The sequence below is a fragment of the Bacillus sp. LB7 genome, assembly GCF_030449715.1.
Lineage (GTDB): Bacteria > Bacillota > Bacilli > Bacillales > Bacillaceae > Bacillus > Bacillus paralicheniformis.
The window spans coordinates 132,141-150,722 of sequence record NZ_JASGCA010000006.1; the positions used below are offsets into that span (position 1 = coordinate 132,141).

Sequence of the window (18,582 nt, forward strand, 5' to 3'; positions counted from 1 at the left end):
ACCACCTTATGTGAGTAATGTTTGGACAAACTTTCTGGCGTCTTTGTCCACTTCACGGATCTCTTGAAGGCTCGGCTTTGCGATCACCTGATGGCGTTCCAAAGCTTTTTCAATGATGTCTTCAATCCCGAGAAAGGAAATCCTGCCTGAAAGAAATGCCGCAACGGCTTCCTCGTTGGCCGCGTTTAAAACAGTCGGCATTGTACCGCCTATTTTACCTGATTCATAAGCGAATTGTAAGCAGCGGAACCTTTCAAAATCAGCTTGGGCAAAATTCAGCTGTCCGACTTCCCAGAGTTCGAGTGATTTGGCTTCATCAAACGGCAGGCGTTCCGGATAGCTGAGCGCATATTGAATCGGCACTCTCATATCAGGTGTGCCAAGCTGGGCGATGATGCTTCGGTCGTGGAATTCCACCATTGAATGAATGATGCTTTCTTTGTGAAGGAGGACATCGATCCGGTCATAAGGCACATCAAACAGCCAGTGCGCTTCAATGACCTCGAGCCCTTTATTCATCATTGTAGCCGAATCGATCGTGATTTTTGCACCCATCGACCAATTTGGATGATTGAGGGCTTCTTCCACTGTGACGCCTTCAAGTTCCTGCCTTGTTCTGTCCCTGAAGCTGCCGCCTGAAGCCGTGATGATCAGCCGTTTCATATGCTTCGGATTTTCCCCTTGGAGCGCCTGAAAAATCGCGGAATGCTCGCTGTCGACGGGCAAGAGCGGGACATCGTATGTTTGGGCGTGTTCTTTCACTATATGACCGGCTGTCACGAGAGTTTCCTTATTTGCAAGCGCGACTGTTTTTTTATGCTCCATCGCCTTTAAAGTCGGCAGAAGGCCGACGCTGCCGACGAGAGCGTTGACGACGACATCCGCTTCCGGACTAACGGCCGCTTCGATTAAAGATTCCTCCCCGATCCCTGTTTTAAAGGTGTAAGAAAAAGAATGCTGTTTTAATGCTTCATATGTATGCTCATCCCCTACGGATACATACTTCGGTTTAAATGTTTCAATGATTTCTGCCGCTTTTTCGGCGTTTTTTCCGAAAGACATGGCGGTCAGCTGAAACTTATCGTCATGCGCTTTGATGACATCAAGCGTCTGTTCTCCTATGGAGCCTGTCGCTCCCAATAGACATATGTTCTTCAAAATTGCCGCACCTCTGTTTCTTTCTAGCTATCAGTACCCTTTTCTATCATAGCCCGAACGGCTGAAAAAGAACAAGCAGGAAGTACAGAACCGGCATGACAAATAAAAAGCTGTCAAAGCGGTCCAGCATTCCGCCGTGTCCCGGGAGGATCCTGCCCGAGTCTTTCACCTGGTAATGCCTTTTGAACGCAGACTCGGCCAAATCGCCGATCTGACCGACGATTGACAAAAGCACGGTAATGATCAGCACAAACAGATAAGCGTGCGGAAAACCTGTGGCGGCCTGATAAATCGTGGAAAAAACGACCGCTGTCAAAATTCCGCCCCAAAAGCCTTCAACCGTTTTGTTAGGGCTGATTTCAGGCCAGAGCTTCCGCTTTCCAAACGCCTTTCCGATAAAATAAGCGCCGGAATCCGTTGACCAGACGACGCCGATTGCAAAAAAGACATAGCTGAGTCCGATGTTTCTGATTTCAATAAAGTAATAAAACCCGAATCCGATATAAATGGCTGTCAGCGCCACGAATGCCGCTTCGTCAAAAGTAAACGAGTTTTTGCTGAGCACCGTGTATGCCAAAAGCAAAAGGACGGCCAAAAAGACGACCTCCCCTTTGGTAATGCCCAGCCCCGCGGCTTCCGCATACTGGCTTGGATACAGCAAAACCGCCAAAAGCAGCAGGCTGATGATACCCGGAGCGCTGATGAGCTTCAGGCCTTTCATTCTTAAAAGTTCATATAGAGCGAGTATACCTATTGCATAAACTAGCAGGGTGAACGGCAGCTTACCGAAAATCACGAGCGGCAGAAAAACCGCTGCCGCGATCACACCCGTCAATATTCTCTGTTTCATCTGCACCATCCTCTAAATTCCGCCAAACCTTCTCCCGCGACGCTGATATTCTCCGATAGCCTGAAGCAAGTGAACGTCTTTAAAATCAGGCCACAATACATCGGTAAATAAAAATTCGCTGTAGGCAAGCTGCCAAAGCATGAAGTTGCTCAGCCTGATCTCGCCGCTTGTGCGAATCAGCAAATCAGGGTCCTGCAAAGCTTCTGTCATTAAATAGTCGGAAAATAGCTTTTCATCGATTTCCTCGGTATTCAATGTGCCTTTTTTCGCTTCTTCGGCGATTCTCTTTGCGGCTCTGACGATTTCTGCACGTCCCCCGTAATTCAATGCAAAATTAAGAATAAGTCCGTCATTGTTCTCCGTATCACGGATGGCTTTTTCAACCGCGCGGATCGTGTGGGGCGGCAGTCCTTCCCTATCGCCTGTCAAGCGGACCCGGACATTTTCTTCGACCAGCTCCGGGAGATACGTTCCCAGGAACTCTTCAGGCAGCTTCATCAGAAAGTCAACCTCAAACTTAGGACGCTTCCAATTTTCCGTCGAAAAGGCATACAGCGTCAACGCTTTGACACCGAGCTCATTGGCAAGCTTTGTCGTCTGTCTGACCACCTTCATGCCTTCGTGATGACCCGCGATGCGGGGCATCGCCCGTTTCTTTGCCCAACGGCCGTTTCCGTCCATAATAATGGCGATATGTTCAGGAATTTCTCCTTTTAAAATATTTTCTTTTGTGTAACATTCCATGTTGGAAGCAGCTGAATGCTGGTTCTTCCAATTTTTGAGTATATTGAGCATGAGAGTCCTCCATCACCCAAAAGGTTGCTTTCCTGTTATATCGTTCTAGATAACAACAGTATTAACAAAAAAACCCCCTGTAAACATGAGAGGGTCTTTTCACTATTATCTATTGTACAGAGTTTTTCATTAAACTTCCATGATTTCTTTCTCTTTATCTTTTGTGATCTCATCAATTTTCGACACATATTCATCTGTCAGCTTTTGTACGTCTTCCGTTGAAGAGCGCAATTCATCCTCAGTCATTTCACCATTTTTCTCTAGTTTTTTCAGATCGTCATTCGCATCGCGGCGGATGTTGCGGACCGCGACTTTAGCATCTTCCGAATATTTTTTCACGAGCTTGGCAAGCTCTTTTCTGCGCTCTTCAGTTAGAGCAGGGATCGTGATCCGGATGATGTTGCCGTCATTTGACGGAGTGATGCCGAGGTCGGCTTTTTGAATCGCTTTTTCAATATCGCCGAGCGCTGTTTTGTCATATGGTGTGATGAGGAGCATCCGCGCTTCCGGAACCGTAATGGACGCGATCTGGTTTAAAGGCGTCTGCGCTCCGTAGTATTCAACTGTCACTTTGTCCAGCAAAGACGGATTTGCACGTCCTGCACGTACAGTGGCCAATTCGCGCTGATAAGCGCCTATCGCTTTTTCCATCCGTTCTTTTGTTTCATTCATCACTTGAGTTGACACGTTATTTCCCCCTTACGATTGTACCGATTTGTTCGCCTAAAACGGCTTTTTTAATATTTCCTTCTTCCATAATAGAAAAGACGATCAGCGGGATGTCGTTATCCATGCAAAGTGAAGAAGCGGTTGAATCCATGACGGCCAAACCGTCTTTTAACACATCGAGATAAGACAATTTTTCATATTTTACGGCTGTTTCGTCAGTTCGAGGATCGGCATTGTATACACCGTCGACATTATTTTTAGCCATTAAGATGACGTCGGCTTCGATTTCAGCCGCTCTGAGCGCTGCTGTCGTATCCGTTGAGAAGTATGGATTGCCTGTACCGGCAGCGAAGATGACGACGCGCTTCTTTTCAAGATGGCGAATCGCTTTTCTTCTTATGTAGGGCTCAGCGACCTGCCTCATTTCGATGGATGTCTGAACTCTTGATTGAATCCCGAGCGTTTCAAGGCTGTCTTGCAGCGCAAGGGAATTCATGACCGTTGCAAGCATTCCCATGTAGTCCGCTGTTGCGCGGTCCATTCCGAGATCGCTCCCCGTTTTTCCGCGCCACAGGTTGCCGCCACCGACGACGACCGCCACTTCAACATCAAGCTCGGCGATCTCTTTCACCTGTTTGGCGATGGACTGGATCACGGTCGGATTGATGCCGTTTCCCTGTTCACCCGCAAGGGCTTCTCCGCTAAGCTTTAATACGATACGATTATACTTTGGTTTTTCCATAATAACCTCCAAGTGCATGCTTGCCGTTATTTATTATGCAAGAGAAAAAAAGGTTTGTAAACTGTTTTAAAAATAGGGACACAAATTGTGTCCCCTATTTTCTTTGAAAAGATCCTGCCGTGTGTTTTAAGGCAAGCGGCTTTTCAATCTTATTTTTTCACTTGGTTCATAACTTCTTCAGCAAAGTTTTCTTGGCGTTTTTCGATACCTTCTCCAACTTCGTAGCGGACGAATGTTTCAACTGTTGCATTTTTCGCAGCAACAACCTGTTTCACTTTTTCATCCGGGTTTTTAACGAATGCTTGATCAAGCAGGCAGATTTCTTCGAAATATTTGTTCAGGCGGCCTTCAACCATTTTTGCGACGATGTTTTCAGGCTTTCCTTCTTGAAGCGCCTGCTGAGTCAAGATTTCGCGCTCGCGGTTCGCTTCTTCTTCTGACACTTGGTCGCGGGAAATGAAGCGAGGGTTTACAGCTGCAACGTGCATCGCGATGTCTCTTGCTGTCTCTTCGTCAGTTGTGCCGTTAAGGACAGTTAATACGCCGATTTTCCCGCCCATGTGCAAGTATGCGCCGAATGCAGCGTCATCGCCTTTTGTCAGGAGAGCGAAGCGGCGAAGCGTGATTTTTTCTCCGATTTTAGCAACCGCGCTAGTGATGTATTCTTCTACAGTTGAACCGTTAGCCATTTTTTGAGCCATAGCAGCTTCAACGCTTTCAGGCTTTTCAGCAAGAATGTGGTCAGCCAGGTCGTTCAAAAGCTCTTTGAAGCCTTCGTTTTTCGCAACGAAGTCCGTTTCGGAGTTCACTTCAATAATCACGCCTGTGTTGCCGTCGGTTTTGATCAAAGTCAAACCTTCAGCCGCGATGCGGTCAGCTTTTTTGGCAGCCTTCGCGATTCCTTTTTCTCTTAGAAGATCGATCGCTTTATCCATGTTGCCGTCAGTTTCAGTTAACGCTTTCTTGCAGTCCATCATGCCTGCGCCAGTTTTTTCACGAAGCTCTTTTACCATTTGTGCAGTAATTGCCATTTTTGATTTCCTCCTTATATATCAAACAAAATATGTAAGTGTTGATCTGGTGAAAAAAAAGGTGATAAAAGGCAGACCCCCTTATCACCTTTTGACCAGGTTAAGCAGTTGTTGTTTCAGTTGTTTCTGCTTCTTTCGCTTCTGTTTCAGCTGCTTCTTCACCTTGTTTTGCTTCAAGGATGGCGTCTGCCATTTTAGAAGTCAGCAATTTAACAGCGCGGATGGCGTCATCGTTCGCAGGGATGACAACATCGATTTCATCAGGATCACAGTTTGTGTCAACGATTCCGATGATCGGAATGTTCAGCTTGCGCGCTTCTGCAACCGCGATGCGCTCTTTGCGAGGATCAATGATGAACAGTGCGTCAGGAAGCTCTTTCATATCTTTGATTCCGCCGAGGAATTTTTCAAGACGCTCTAATTCTTTTTTCAATTGAACGACTTCTTTTTTAGGAAGTACGTCAAATGTGCCGTTTTCCTGCATTTTTTCGATATCTTTAAGGCGTTTGATACGCTTTTGGATCGTTTCAAAGTTTGTTAACGTACCGCCAAGCCAACGTTGGTTGACATAGTACATTCCAGAACGTTCCGCTTCTTCTTTAACAGAGTCTTGAGCTTGCTTTTTCGTACCGACGAAAAGGATTTTTCCTCCGTCAGCTGCAAGGTTTTTCGTGAAGTTGTATGCTTCTTCAACTTTTTTGACTGTTTTTTGAAGATCGATGATGTAGATTCCGTTACGCTCCGTGAAGATGTAACGCTTCATTTTTGGGTTCCAGCGGCGCGTTTGGTGGCCGAAGTGAACACCAGCTTCAAGCAATTGCTTCATAGAAATGACTGACATGTGTTATTTCCTCCTAATATAATGGTTTTTTTCCTCCGCTTAGGTCATTTTTATGCAGGACTGCACGAGAAGCGCACAGCACCGCTTGCATAAATCGTTAAGCGTGTGTAATTAACACCAAGAAATAATATAACATAAGCTTTCTCGACAATCAAGAATCGTTTTTCAGCTTTCCGCGAAATTTTAAGAAAAGCTCGATTTCTGTTTTCCCGCTTTTCAGCTGTCTTGCGATTTCCTCCGGAGAGAGCCCCTTTTCATATAATGCGAGAGCTTCTTCTTCATAGGATACGGATGCTTCCTGTTCCTTTTGATTGAGCTCATCTTCTACCTGCTCCACCTCATTGATCATCGCTTCGATGTGAAGCGGCAGATCGCGCGATTCGTCCGCTTCCGGAAGGGCGGGGGTTTGAGCAGGAATGTCAGGCTGTGTTTGCGCTCTTTGCGACTCTTCTTCGGCATTCGCCCGAATCTCGCGAACGAGTTTTTCATTTTCGTCTTTTAGCTCCATCAAAAAAGCGGTCAATGTATTCTCGGTTTCTTCCAAAAGCTGTTTTTGCTCTTTCTCCGCGGCCTTAAAAGCACTGAGCCTCGCATTCAGAATGATGACGAAATAAATCAATATACCGTGGAGCGTAAAGCTCACAAGCCATAATATTGTTGACATATTTTTCACTCGCTAACCATGAAATTTAATCAAAAAAGACTTCCCTGTCGGTCGCTTAAAAAATGCTGCCGGTTTCATGCCGGCAGCTTACATGTTATTGTACCACTTTATCGAGCAGATGCTTCAGTTTCAAAAGCGCCTTGGAGTGAATCTGTGAAATGCGGGAAGTCGACAAATTCAAAACCTGGCCGATTTCCGTCAGGGTCAGCTCTTCTTTATAGAATAAGCTGATCACGAGCTGTTCTTTTTCTGAAAGCTCGTTTATTTTTTCCGCAAGCTGGGAGATCAGTTCGTCTTTGAGCATTTTTTCTTCCGGCGTGCTCGTTTTGTCGTCCCTGATCATCACTTGGACGTTCTCCCCGTCTTCATGGTCGTGAAGCTTCTCATCAATTGAAAGGAGATTCGCAAAGAAACCTTCATTGATTGTGGTCACGACGTCTTGCTCGCTCATTCCCAGCTCAGCGGCGATTTCGCTCGGCGAAACATTTCTTAAGTAACGCTGTTCGAGCTTTTCGATCGCAGCTTCCACTTTCTTCGTTTTTTCACGGGATGTTCTCGGAAGCCAGTCTTCTTTGCGAAGGCCGTCGATAATAGCGCCTCTGATTCTGAAGGAAGCGTATGTATCAAACTTCAAATCCCTTCCCGGATCAAATTTTTCAAGGGCGTCATACAAACCCAGCATGCCAAGGCTGACCAAATCGTCTTTATGAACGGACTTGGGCAAGCCGACTGCTATCCGGCCGACATGATATGTCACAAGCGGCATATAGCGGCGGATTAAATCATCGCCTGCCTGAGGATCTTTCCATTCTTTCCACCGCGACCAAAGCATCTGATCTTCATAGTTCAAGGATTGCATCTTTATCCCCCTATATTGCATATTAAATCGTCGTTACACCTTGTTTAACTGTCCGGATGACAAGTTCAGCTGACTGCGGATCGAACTCGATCGTTCTTCCGCTGTTTCCGCCTGTATCCTCGCTTACAATCGGAATGTTTAAGAGAGATAGATGTTTTTTAATCGCAAGCACATTTCTTGGCCCGACTTTCATCAAATCATTTGTCATCTTAAATTTAAACATTTCGGCTCCTCCGGCCATTTTCGCTTTCAAAGCGTATTTTCGGCATCCGGCTTCAAGCAGCATCTTAACCGTCGCTTCGACAGCTGTGTCCGCGTACTTTGCTACATTGATGTCCGGTGTCTTGGATAAGGAAGAGTCGGGAAGCATGACGTGGACGAGACCGGCCGTCTTCGCTTCCAAATCATAGAGCACGAGTCCGACGCACGAACCGAGACCCGATGTTCTGATCTTGTCGGGAGTGCGGACTATTTTCACATCGGCAATTCCCACTCTGATAATCGATGTTTCTTTTTCTAAGATTTTCATAGCGCTGCACCCAATGCATGAAAGAGCTTTTCAAAAGAATCATAGTCCGGCAGAAGGAACAAATGCGCTTTTACTTTCCGGTTGTGCTCCTCGTCAAAAATGGAGTTGTCGATCACGATAACCTGATCTCCGACTTGGCTGAGCTCGATCAGCCCTTCGCTGATGACGGCTCCGAACATATCAAGCGTCAGTTCAGGGACGCTCGGGTACATTTGCCGGTTTGTCAAATCAGCGAGAGCGGTCAAATAAGATCCCGCCATAATATTCCCGAGTTCGTGCAGGGCGGAAGCTCCGATATCGTTCGGCGTCATGCTGTCAATCTCGAATTCCGGATTGCCGACAAGCTCCCTGATCAGCTGCTCTGCCTCTGAAAAAGGCATGATCACGAACATAGAACCGGGAAAATCCCCTTCCATGCGCAAAAAGATGCTTGCGACAGGAAGGTCTGCACCGCCGAATAGGTTGACAAGCTCATCAAACGACATCAGCTTGACAAACGGCACTTCCATTTCGATTTTCCTGTTCAGCAATAGAGCCAGGGCCGAAGCGGAATGACCCGCTCCGATATTCCCGACTTCCCGCAATATATCAAGATGCTCTTCTCTAATTCCGTTAAATACGCTCATCTTAGGCTCCTTATTTCTTCACATTTTCAGAAGCGGCGGCAAGGCTTGACTTCCGGTTTAAAACAGCTTCAGAGTCAATCAGATTGAGAAGTCTGGACCCTTGCTTGACGATACCTTTAATCCATTGCCTGCCGTCTTTTCCTACCGTTTCGGGAGCCGATTCAATTTCCTCTTCCTCGACGGTGATGACATCGTTCGCTTCATCCACCACCCAGCCGACTTCAATGTCCTGATGGGTGATGATGATGATTCTCGTTTCATCTGTAATCGTATCTCCAGGCGCTTCAATCCGCTTTCTTAAATCGATGACAGGTGTGACAACACCTCTCAAATTAATGACGCCGCAAATATACGGTTCCACTCCCGGCACCCTTGTTGGCTGCTGCCATTTTTCAATGGACATCACTTCGGATACAGAGATGGCATACTCTTTATGATTTACTTTGAACACAATCATTTTTTCACCGGTGGTAGTCTGTGTGGTCAAGAGGATCGCTCTCCTTTCGCTTTCTATTTAATAAGGGCGTTGCAGTCGATGATCAGGGCTACTTGTCCGTCTCCCAAAATCGTCGCGCCGGAAATGGCAAAAACGTTTGTTAAATAATCGCCGAGTGATTTTAGGACGACTTCCTGCTGGCCGATAAAGGAGTCGACAACAAATGCCGTCAGCTTGTCTCCTTTTTTCACGACGATGGCGTGAAGCTGATCAAGATCATCCGACGAATCCTCAACATTAAACTGTTCTTTCAGGTAAACCACCGGTACGATATGGCCCCTGAAGTCGATCACTTCGCGGTCGTGCGTCTGAAGAATATCTTTCTTATCGATGACAGCCGTTTCTATAATAGAAGAAATCGGAATCGCAAACGTTTCGTTTTCAAGTTTGACTAACAGCACGGATATGATCGACAGTGTAAGCGGAAGCTGAATGGAGAAAAGCGAACCTTCGCCTTCGCTCGATTTGATGCTGACAGAACCGCCCAATGATTCCAGCTTGCTTTTGACAACGTCTAAGCCGACCCCGCGTCCTGAAATATCCGAGATTTGATCTGCGGTTGAGAATCCCGGTGCAAAAATGAGTGCGTCGATTTCATGATCTTCGATCGTTTCGGCGTCGCGTTCGGTAATGACGTTGCGTTCAAGCGCTTTTTCAAGCACCTTTTTGCGGTTGATGCCGGCTCCGTCATCCTCGACCTCGATAAAGACGTGGTTCCCGCTGTGATATGCTTTCAGACGGACTTGACCCGTTTCAGGCTTACCGTTTTTCACCCTGACTTCAGGCGCCTCGATCCCGTGATCAAGGCTGTTTCTCAAGAGGTGGACAAGCGGGTCGCCGATCTCGTCTATTACCGTTCTGTCAAGTTCTGTTTCCGCCCCGAAAATCGACAGCTCGATCTTTTTATTTAATTCTTTTGTCAGCTGGCGGACCATGCGCGGGAAGCGGTTGAACACCGTTTCTACCGGAACCATTCTCATGTTGAGGATGATCGATTGCAAGTCGCCTGAAATTCTTGTCATCCGTTCGACGGTTTCTGTTAATTCGCCGTGTTCAAGCTCTTTGGCGATCTGCTCTAAGCGCCCCCTGTCAATGACCAGCTCCTCAAACAGGTTCATTAATGAATCAAGGCGGTCGATGTTGACGCGGATCGTCTTCGTTCCGCCGCCTGCTGCAGGTTTCGCCGCTTCTTTTTTGCCATCCGGCTGCTTCGCCGGGTTTTTCTCCGCGTCTTTCGGTGCGGTTTCTTTTTCAGGCGCGGCAGGCGCGGCTTCTTCCTGTGCCGAAAAATCGTTTTTCAGCTCGGTTACTTCTATTTTTTCGATTTCAGATACGCCGTTGATTTTGTTGAAAATCTCTTCTTCCCCGTGTTTGCTTAAAAAGCAAACGACGAATTCGGAATCAAAATCTTCCGATTCAAGGACTTCCGTTTCCGGAATCGTTTTGACGACTTCGCCGATTTCGTTCAGCTGCTCAAATACCATGTACACCCGGACGCCCTTCAACAGGCAGTCCTCTTTCAACGCAACATTGATTTCGTAACATTTAAAGCCTTGTTCCTCAGCTTCGGCAATGACCGTCCGCTGAAATTCGTCATAGGCCCATTTCGTTTCGGAAGACGCCGCTTCAGGCGCTTCTGCCGATGCAGCTGTCTCCTTGTTTGCACCTGTCACATCAAGCTTGGCACAGACTTCAGAAACATCTCTTTTGCCGTCGCCCCCTTCAATGATCGAAAGGACAATCGCTTCAAGGTCATCGAGCGCTTCAAACATGACGTCCATCCACTCTGACGTAATGGTCATTTCTTCATTCCGGATCGCGTCCAGCACGTTTTCCAAACTGTGCGTTAAATGAGCCATATCTTCATAGCCCATCGTAGCGCTCATCCCTTTCAAAGTATGAGCCGCTCTGAAAATATCATGGACAAGCTGCAGGTCTGTCGGATTTTTTTCGAGTTCGAGCAATTTTTCGTTACAGGTTTGCAAATGTTCTCTGCTTTCTTCAATAAAGACGTCTAAATATTGATTCATATCCATATGAGTCACGCCCTCTCTTTTTTCATATACGTCATAATGGCTGCGGCAATCTCATCAACATGCTTGATGTCGTTTGCAAGCCCGTTGTTAATGACCGATTTCGGCATTCCGAAAACGACGGACGACTCGGCCGCTTCCGCGATCACCGTTCCCCTTCCATGTTTCAAAAGGCCTTTTACGCCTTCTGTACCGTCGCTCCCCATCCCCGTCATAATGACGGCGATTTTTTCAAACTCCTGAAGTGAGGCCAGGGATTGGAACAAGTAGTCAACAGAAGGCTTGTGGCGGCTTTCTGTGTCGCGGTCATCGAGTGTGATCACCAATTCGCCCTTTTCAAGGCCGACCGCCATGTTTTTCCCTCCGGGTGCAATGTAAACCCAGCCGTCTTTCGCTCTCTCACCGTTTTCAGCCTCCTTCACGGTTACTTCTGAGAGGTGGTTCAGCCTGTTCGCTAATGAAGCTGTAAACCCCTTTGGCATGTGCTGAACGACAAAAACAGGCGCCTTCAATGTTTTAGGAAGCTTGGGAAGCACTCTTTGCAGCGCCCTCGGTCCTCCAGTCGATGTACCGATGCAGACGAGCTGTTTTCCAGACTGAAAGCGGACTGAATCGCTGCCGCTAACTGGCGGCCGCTTCGCCGTCTCGATGGCGGGCTTTGCAATCGGAACAGGCCGGCCTTTCAGTTTCACCCGCCCTGCTGTCAACACTTTCTCAATCAGCATGTCTCTTACTTTATATAAATCTATTGAAATCGAACCTGACGGCTTTGCGACGAAATCGATCGCCCCCAGCTCAAGACATTCGATCGTGATATCAGCCCCCTGCTGCGTCAGACTCGATACCATGACAACCGGAAGCGGATCGCTCGCCATGATCCTTTTCAATGTTTCTTTTCCGTTCATCACAGGCATTTCAATATCCAAAGTGATCACATCCGGGCGGAGCTCCTTGATTTTTTGGAGCGCTTCCTCGCCGTTTCTTGCCGTTCCTGCTACAGCAATCTCGTGATTGGATGTTAAAAACTTGGTGATCATATTTCTCATAAAAGCAGAGTCGTCAACGACAAGAACACGAATCATAATGTATTGCCCCTCCTCAGGAATGAAGATAATTTATCGATAAAGGACCGGTTTTCGCCCATTTCCGTTCTGCCGTTATGAAGCAGCGATTCTGCCAGCAGGTAAACCGCCCTGCTCGGCTTTGAACGCGGGTTCTTTATCAGAAACGGCTGCTGCTCCACAACGGCTCTTGATACCAGGGGATCCTCAGGAATCGGCCCTGCATATGCAAGCTTTTGCTGTAAAAAAGCGTTTACCGTGTTCGAAAGGCGGAGAAAGGCAGAAATTCCGTCTTTTTGGGTTGTACAGCGATTGACAGCGACTTTCAGCTGAAGATCGCGTCCGGTTAATGCCAAATGCTTGATCGCGCTGTAAGCGTCCATGATGGATGTCGGCTCCGGCGTGGTGACGACCAGAATTTCATCCGCTGACAGGACGAATGGCAGCTGATCTTTTGACAGCCCCGCTCCCATATCAAAGATGACATAATCGAAGCTTTTCAAAGCCCGCGTTAATTCTTTCACAAAGAACGCCCAGTTTTCCCCGTTCAATTCGAACATCGCATTCAGTCCCGTTCCGCCCGAAATGTATTGAAGGCCACGCGGACCGGCTGACAAGGCACGTTCAAACGGCATTTTTTGCTGGAGGAGATCCATCACGGTGCAGAGCGATTGCCGGCCGATCAAAATATCGATGTTCCCCATACCGACATCAAGATCGATCAAAAGCACGCTCTTTCCTTTTTCTAAGAAGGCGAGAGCCGTATTCAGCGATATATTCGACTTCCCGACGCCGCCTTTTCCGCTCATAACAGCGAGCGTTTTCGCTTTTGGATGAGCGACAGGGGCGGGCGGTTCGGCGAAGCGCTGCTCCATCCGCCTTCGTAAGCTTTCTGCCTGATCCATGTTCAACACCCCGTAAGCAGTCTGACAAATGATGCATTTGACAAGTAGCGGATATCTTCCGGAACATTTTGTCCGTTTGTCATATAGCCGAGGCCGATTCTCGATTCGGCGAGCAGATTCATGACGCTTCCCAATGAATCGGTTTCATCCACTTTCGTGAATATCAACTGATCGATCGGAATGCTTGAGAACTGCTTAATGAGCTCCTTCATATCCTCGTACTTGCTCGTCGCGGACATGACGAGAAACGCCTGTATCTTACGCTCAAACGGAATGATTTCCTTCAGCTCCCTGACATATTGCCCGTCTTTGAAATTCCGGCCCGCCGTATCGATGAAGACGTGGTCAAAATCGGCGAACTTTTGCTGGGCCGCTTTAAATTCTTCTTTCGTGTAGCACACCTCGAGCGGCGCATTCAAAAGCTCGGCATATGTCCTGAGCTGTTCAACCGCTGCAATCCGGTACGTATCCGTCGTAATAAAAGCGATTTTTTTCTGCTTTTCCAGCACGGAAGAAGCGGCAAGCTTTGCCAATGTCGTCGTTTTGCCGACTCCGGTCGATCCGAAGAGCACGACATATTGGGAATGAATCGCCACGTCCTGTTCCCGATTATCGGGAAGAAGATCGGCCAAAGCATCTGTTAAGTGGGCCAGCGCCTTCTCATCCGTCCATTCTTCGCCATTTTTTAAAGAAGTGCTGATCAACCGGCCGAGCGCTTTCGTACGGATGGCCGGCGATACCCCCTGTTTTGCCAGAAGCTGGTCCGCCTTTTTCAGCGGCTCAGGCAGCACATCAACAGGCTGCTCATGATGCCGCATTTCCAGCAGTTCTTTCAACTCTTTCACTTGGCTTGCCAAATCGAGGTGGTCCGGCTGCAGGACAGGCGAAGGGCTTTGTTCACGTAAAACAGGCTTTTGCCGCTCCGGTTTCCTTGCATCGGAAAAATCCTGGTCGACAACTGCAATCACTTCAACCCCGGCTTTTTTCACAAAGCCGAGAAATTTTCTCGTTTGAATTTTTTTAGAATTCAAGATTACGGCGTCATTCCCGAGCTCCTGTATAATTTGCTTTGTGGCTTCCTGCATAGAACCAGCTACAAATTTTTTAATTTTCATTGAATATCCACCACTCCGATGCTTTGAACTTCTACATTGGCTTCCAGTTCGTTATATGAAAGAACCGGCAGATCAGGGAAATAGCGCTCTAACAGCTGTTTGACATACATTCTGACAGGCGGCGAACATAGAAGGATCGGCACTTCCTGCCTTAATGAGAGCTGTTCGATTTCTCTTGCTACAGATTGAATGATATTTTCGGATAATGCAGGTTCAAGGGATAAAAAGTTGCCGTGTTCAGTCTGCTGAATTCCTTCCGCCACGGCCTTTTCGACGCGGCCCGAACACGTCACCACTTTCAGCGTCTCATTTTCCTTCGCATATTGGGAGGTGATCTGCTTGGCAAGCGCCTGCCTTACATATTCGGTCAGCATATCTGAATCAGTCGTAAGCTTTCCGTAGTCGGCCAGTGTTTCAAAGATTGTCACCAAGTTTCTGATCGATACTTTTTCTTTCAGAAGTTTTGCCAGCACTTTCTGAATATCACCGACAGACAGCGGATTCGGCGAGACCTCTTCGACCAGTACAGGATAAGATTCTTTCAAGTGGTCGATCAGCTGTTTCGTTTCCTGTCTTCCGATCAGTTCATGAGCGTGCTTTTTCACTTGCTCTGTAATGTGGGTCGACACGACTGAAGCCGGATCGACAACCGTATATCCGAGCATTTCGGCCTGGTCTTTTTGAGATTCCGGAATCCATTTTGCCGGGAGGCCGAAGGACGGTTCGATCGTGTCGATTCCTTCGATCTGATCGTCTTCGCCTGTTGGAGACATCGCCAAAAAATGATCGAGGAGAAGCTCGCCTTTCGCGACTTCGTTTCCTTTAATTTTGAGCCTGTACTCGTTCGGCTGAAGAGCGATGTTATCCCTGATTCTGACGACCGGAATGACGAGGCCGAGTTCAAGCGCGAGCTGACGCCTGATCATGACGATTCTGTCTAATAGGTCGCCGCCTTGATTTGCATCTGCAAGCGGAATCAATCCGTAGCCGAATTCAAATTCGATCGGATCAATATCGAGCAGATGAACGACGCTTTCGGGACTTTTTAATTCGTCCACTTCAGCTTCTTCCTCAAGGATATCCTCTACTTTTTCCTTCTCTTCACCGGCTTTGGAGAGCGTATAGCCGCCGATAGCGAGAAGAAGTGCCAGAGGGCCTGTCAGGAGAATGCCGATCGGTGTGAAAATCCCGAGCAGGAAAATCGTTCCCGCCGTCACATACAAAAGCTTTGGATAAGCAAACAGCTGGCCTGTAATATCGTGGCCCAGGTTTCCGTCCGATGCTGCTCTTGTGACGACAATACCCGTCGCCGTTGAGATCAAGAGCGCAGGCAGCTGAGATACGATTCCATCGCCTACAGACAAAAGCGTAAAGTGTGAAGACGCTTCCTGAATGCTCATTTGTTTTTGCAGCATGCCGATGACAATTCCGAAAAGGACGTTAATGAGGACGATGATGATCCCTGCGATCGCATCCCCTTTCACGAATTTGCTCGCACCGTCCATCGCGCCGTAGAAGTCGGCTTCACGGGCCACTTTCTCACGGCGCACTTTCGCTTCCTGTTCGGTCACCATTCCGGCATTCAAATCGGCATCAATGCTCATCTGTTTCCCCGGCATGGCGTCGAGCGTGAATCTGGCAGCAACTTCAGATACCCGTTCCGCCCCTTTCGTTATGACGATAAATTGGATAATGATCAAAATGATAAAGACAACGAGACCGACCAAAACATTTCCGCCGACAACGAAAGACCCGAACGTCTCGACTACTTTTCCCGCATCTCCGTTGGACAGAATCGAACGTGTCGTCGATACATTCAGCCCGAGGCGGAACAGCGTCAAGAGGAGCAGCAAAGAAGGAAATATCGAAAATTGCAGCGGTTCTTGCATGTTCATTGTGGTGAGAAGCACGATTAACGCAAGAGAAATATTCACGATAATTAAAACGCTCAACAACCAAGGTGGAAAGGGTATGATAAGCATTGCCACAATGAGGACAACGCCTGATAAAACTGATAAATCTCTTGCTGACATGCTGTTTCTCTCCTTTTAAAACTGAAAAATTCACTAGATTTTTTGCTTTGTTTTGTAAACATAAGCCAGGATTTCGGCTACGGCCTTAAAGAATTCTTCCGGAACGGCCTGGTCAATTTCAACCTGATCATAGAGCGCCCTCGCCAAAGGTCTGTTTTCGACTGTCATGACATCGTGTTCTTTGGCGATCTGCCTGATTTTCAGAGCCATCAGATCGACCCCTTTTGCGATGATAAACGGCGCATCCATTTTGTTTTCGTCATATTTCAGCGCGACGGCGTAATGGGTCGGGTTTGTGATGATGACATCCGCTTTTGGCACTTCCTGCATCATGCGGCGCATCGCCATTTCCTTTTGCTTCTGCTTGATCTTCGACTTAATCAGAGGATCGCCTTCGGTTTTTTTGTATTCGTCTTTAATGTCCTGTTTTGACATGCGAATATTTTTTTCATAATCAAATTTTTGATAGAGGTAATCGAGCACCGCGAGAAAAATCAGGGCGACTGCAGCGGAAACCCCCATTAAAAAGGTGAGCCAGCCGACATATGACAAAGCCTCGCCCGCGGACAGCGCCGGGATTCTGAGAATTTTGTCAAAATTCAGCCAGAGAACGGTGAATGTCACACCGCCGACAATCACGATTTTTAAAATCGATTTAAGCAGTTCAACGATCGCTCTGATGCTGTAAATCCGCTTGAATCCTTTAAGCGGGTCAAGCTTTTTCAAATCAGGCTTGATCGCTTCTGGGGCAAATAAAAACCCGACTTGCAGATAGTTGCTCAAAACCCCGGAGACGACGGCTGTCAGTAAAAGCGGTGCCATGATGAAGCCCGATTCAAGCACAAGACTTTGAAACAGGCCGGGAATATTGGCGACTGACACCTTCATCGTGATCAACTCTTTGTAATACTTTTCGATCAGGGCGAGCAGGCGGTCTCTCATAAAAGGTCCGATGAATAAAAATGATAAAAACACGATAAGAAGCGTGATCGCTGTATTGATATCTGCGCTTTTGGCAACCTGTCCTTTTTTTCTGCTTTCCCGTCGTTTTTTCGGCGTCGCTTTTTCCGTTTTCTCACCTGCGAAAAATTGCAAATCCAACGTCAGCTTCATCATGCCACCCCAAGCAAAGTTAATAGATCTCTCATTGTCCGAATGGCAAATTCGAAGACGTGCTGCATTATGCTGAACATAACGGCCATGCAGATGATGAGCATGATAAAGGTGATCGCGATTTTCAAAGGAAGCCCGACGACAAACACGTTGAGCTGCGGCACCGTTCTCGCCACAATCCCCAATGCCAGATCGACTAAAAACAAACAAGCCACAACAGGCGCAGACAATTGAAATGCTGTTATAAACATCGTGTTGAAGCTTTTTGCAATAAACTCGGCAAATCCTTCGCTTCCAAACGACAGCGCCATCTTGTCGACCGGGATGTATTGATAGCTGTAATAAATCCCGTCAAGCAGGAGATGGTGCGCATTCAGGCTCAGCATGAGAAGCAGCGCCATCGTGTATAAAAACTGGCCGACAAGCGGGCTTTGCGCCCCTGTCTGGGGATCGATCACATTCGCGACCGCAAATCCCATTTGAAAATCAATGAATGAACCGGCGATTTGAACGGCCGAGATCATCATATAGGCGATCAGCCCGAGCAGAAGCCCGATCAGCGCTTCCTTCATGGCCAACATCATGTAAACTCCGTCAACATCAAGCTGAGGAGGCTTTTCAATCGCCTGAAAACTGACGAGCGCAAGAAAAAATGCAAAACCTATTTTATGAACGGCCGGAATTGTCCGATAAGAAAATAGAGGCACCGTTACATAGAATGCTGTGATTCTGACAAATACAAGTAAAAAGGCTGGAAATGATTCGATTATTGACATGTTAAAACTACCCTGCAAAACGGTTTAAGTTAGAGAACAGCTCAGTCGCGAATGACAAAATCGTCGACAGCATCCACGGGCCGAAAATGACGAGTCCGACCAAAACGGCGACGATTTTCGGAATGAATGCAAGAGTCTGTTCCTGTATTTGGGTGGTTGCCTGAAAAACGCTGACGATCAGCCCGACGAGAAGTGCGAGCGCCAAAAGCGGCCCGCTGATAAGCAATGTAACGTATACAGCCCTTTCAGCCATCGATATAACAAATTCTGAATTCATGTATTAGCA

The 18,582-nt window shown here is 47.4% G+C and carries 20 protein-coding genes; all 20 read right to left on the reverse strand.

The window, feature by feature from the left end:
* Positions 1–6: 6 nt before the first annotated feature.
* The 20 genes from dxr to fliQ all read right to left on the reverse strand — a co-directional run bounded on the left by dxr (position 7) and on the right by fliQ (position 18,573).
* Positions 7–1,158 carry a 1-deoxy-D-xylulose-5-phosphate reductoisomerase gene (gene dxr, locus QMZ64_RS10405; RefSeq protein WP_301441302.1) on the reverse strand — a complete coding sequence of 384 codons (1,152 nt, stop codon included), beginning with the start codon at positions 1,156–1,158 and terminating at the stop codon, positions 7–9.
* 46 nt (positions 1,159–1,204) lie between these two features.
* Positions 1,205–2,008 (reverse strand): phosphatidate cytidylyltransferase, encoded by an 804-nt coding sequence (locus QMZ64_RS10410; RefSeq protein ID WP_301441303.1) that lies wholly within the window; start codon positions 2,006–2,008, stop codon positions 1,205–1,207.
* 12 nt (positions 2,009–2,020) lie between these two features.
* Complete coding sequence (locus tag QMZ64_RS10415; RefSeq protein WP_020451418.1) at positions 2,021–2,803, reverse strand: undecaprenyl pyrophosphate synthase; 783 nt, start codon at positions 2,801–2,803, stop codon at positions 2,021–2,023.
* 129 nt (positions 2,804–2,932) lie between these two features.
* Positions 2,933–3,475 carry a ribosome recycling factor gene (gene frr, locus QMZ64_RS10420; RefSeq protein WP_279599950.1) on the reverse strand — a complete coding sequence of 181 codons (543 nt, stop codon included), beginning with the start codon at positions 3,473–3,475 and terminating at the stop codon, positions 2,933–2,935.
* A gap of 16 nt (positions 3,476–3,491) precedes the next feature.
* Positions 3,492–4,214 carry a UMP kinase gene (gene pyrH, locus QMZ64_RS10425; RefSeq protein WP_020451416.1) on the reverse strand — a complete coding sequence of 241 codons (723 nt, stop codon included), beginning with the start codon at positions 4,212–4,214 and terminating at the stop codon, positions 3,492–3,494.
* A 149-nt stretch (positions 4,215–4,363) separates the two neighbouring features.
* Positions 4,364–5,245, reverse strand: coding sequence for a translation elongation factor Ts (tsf, locus tag QMZ64_RS10430; protein ID WP_243940320.1), 882 nt, complete (start codon positions 5,243–5,245; stop codon positions 4,364–4,366).
* Positions 5,246–5,345: 100 nt separating this feature from the next.
* The gene (gene rpsB, locus QMZ64_RS10435) at positions 5,346–6,086 is read right to left on the reverse strand and encodes a 30S ribosomal protein S2 (RefSeq protein ID WP_243940318.1); all 741 of its coding nucleotides are present in this window, start codon (positions 6,084–6,086) and stop codon (positions 5,346–5,348) included.
* Positions 6,087–6,237: 151 nt separating this feature from the next.
* A complete protein-coding gene (locus tag QMZ64_RS10440; RefSeq protein ID WP_265627056.1) occupies positions 6,238–6,750 on the reverse strand; it encodes a DUF6115 domain-containing protein in 513 nt (170 codons plus the stop codon).
* Between the two features lie 94 nt (positions 6,751–6,844).
* Positions 6,845–7,609, reverse strand: coding sequence for a FliA/WhiG family RNA polymerase sigma factor (locus QMZ64_RS10445; RefSeq protein WP_003181822.1), 765 nt, complete (start codon positions 7,607–7,609; stop codon positions 6,845–6,847).
* Positions 7,610–7,631: 22 nt separating this feature from the next.
* Entirely contained in the window at positions 7,632–8,138 is a 507-nt protein-coding gene (locus QMZ64_RS10450; RefSeq protein ID WP_003181820.1) for a chemotaxis protein CheD, read from the reverse strand.
* Positions 8,135–8,764 (reverse strand): chemotaxis protein CheC, encoded by a 630-nt coding sequence (locus tag QMZ64_RS10455; protein ID WP_003181818.1) that lies wholly within the window; start codon positions 8,762–8,764, stop codon positions 8,135–8,137. Before QMZ64_RS10455 ends, QMZ64_RS10450 begins: the two co-directional genes overlap by 4 nt.
* Before the next feature lie 10 nt (positions 8,765–8,774).
* A complete protein-coding gene (locus QMZ64_RS10460) occupies positions 8,775–9,251 on the reverse strand; it encodes a chemotaxis protein CheW (protein ID WP_003181816.1) in 477 nt (158 codons plus the stop codon).
* Positions 9,252–9,274: 23 nt separating this feature from the next.
* Positions 9,275–11,296 (reverse strand): chemotaxis protein CheA, encoded by a 2,022-nt coding sequence (locus QMZ64_RS10465; protein WP_265627058.1) that lies wholly within the window; start codon positions 11,294–11,296, stop codon positions 9,275–9,277.
* Between the two features lie 5 nt (positions 11,297–11,301).
* Positions 11,302–12,375: a protein-glutamate methylesterase/protein-glutamine glutaminase gene (locus QMZ64_RS10470; protein WP_265627059.1), complete on the reverse strand. Its 1,074-nt coding sequence runs from the start codon at positions 12,373–12,375 to the stop codon at positions 11,302–11,304.
* Complete coding sequence (locus QMZ64_RS10475) at positions 12,372–13,259, reverse strand: MinD/ParA family protein (RefSeq protein WP_265627060.1); 888 nt, start codon at positions 13,257–13,259, stop codon at positions 12,372–12,374. Before QMZ64_RS10475 ends, QMZ64_RS10470 begins: the two co-directional genes overlap by 4 nt.
* A gap of 2 nt (positions 13,260–13,261) precedes the next feature.
* The gene (gene flhF, locus QMZ64_RS10480; RefSeq protein ID WP_265627061.1) at positions 13,262–14,374 is read right to left on the reverse strand and encodes a flagellar biosynthesis GTPase FlhF; all 1,113 of its coding nucleotides are present in this window, start codon (positions 14,372–14,374) and stop codon (positions 13,262–13,264) included.
* Complete coding sequence (gene flhA, locus QMZ64_RS10485; RefSeq protein ID WP_265627062.1) at positions 14,371–16,407, reverse strand: flagellar biosynthesis protein FlhA; 2,037 nt, start codon at positions 16,405–16,407, stop codon at positions 14,371–14,373. The genes flhF and flhA overlap by 4 nt, the downstream gene beginning before the upstream one ends.
* Positions 16,408–16,440: 33 nt before the next feature.
* Positions 16,441–17,520: a flagellar biosynthesis protein FlhB gene (gene flhB, locus QMZ64_RS10490; protein WP_065644140.1), complete on the reverse strand. Its 1,080-nt coding sequence runs from the start codon at positions 17,518–17,520 to the stop codon at positions 16,441–16,443.
* The gene (fliR, locus tag QMZ64_RS10495; RefSeq protein ID WP_265627063.1) at positions 17,520–18,296 is read right to left on the reverse strand and encodes a flagellar biosynthetic protein FliR; all 777 of its coding nucleotides are present in this window, start codon (positions 18,294–18,296) and stop codon (positions 17,520–17,522) included. The genes flhB and fliR overlap by 1 nt, the downstream gene beginning before the upstream one ends.
* A gap of 7 nt (positions 18,297–18,303) precedes the next feature.
* Positions 18,304–18,573, reverse strand: coding sequence for a flagellar biosynthesis protein FliQ (gene fliQ, locus QMZ64_RS10500; RefSeq protein WP_020451404.1), 270 nt, complete (start codon positions 18,571–18,573; stop codon positions 18,304–18,306).
* Between the last annotated feature and the right edge of the window lie 9 nt (positions 18,574–18,582).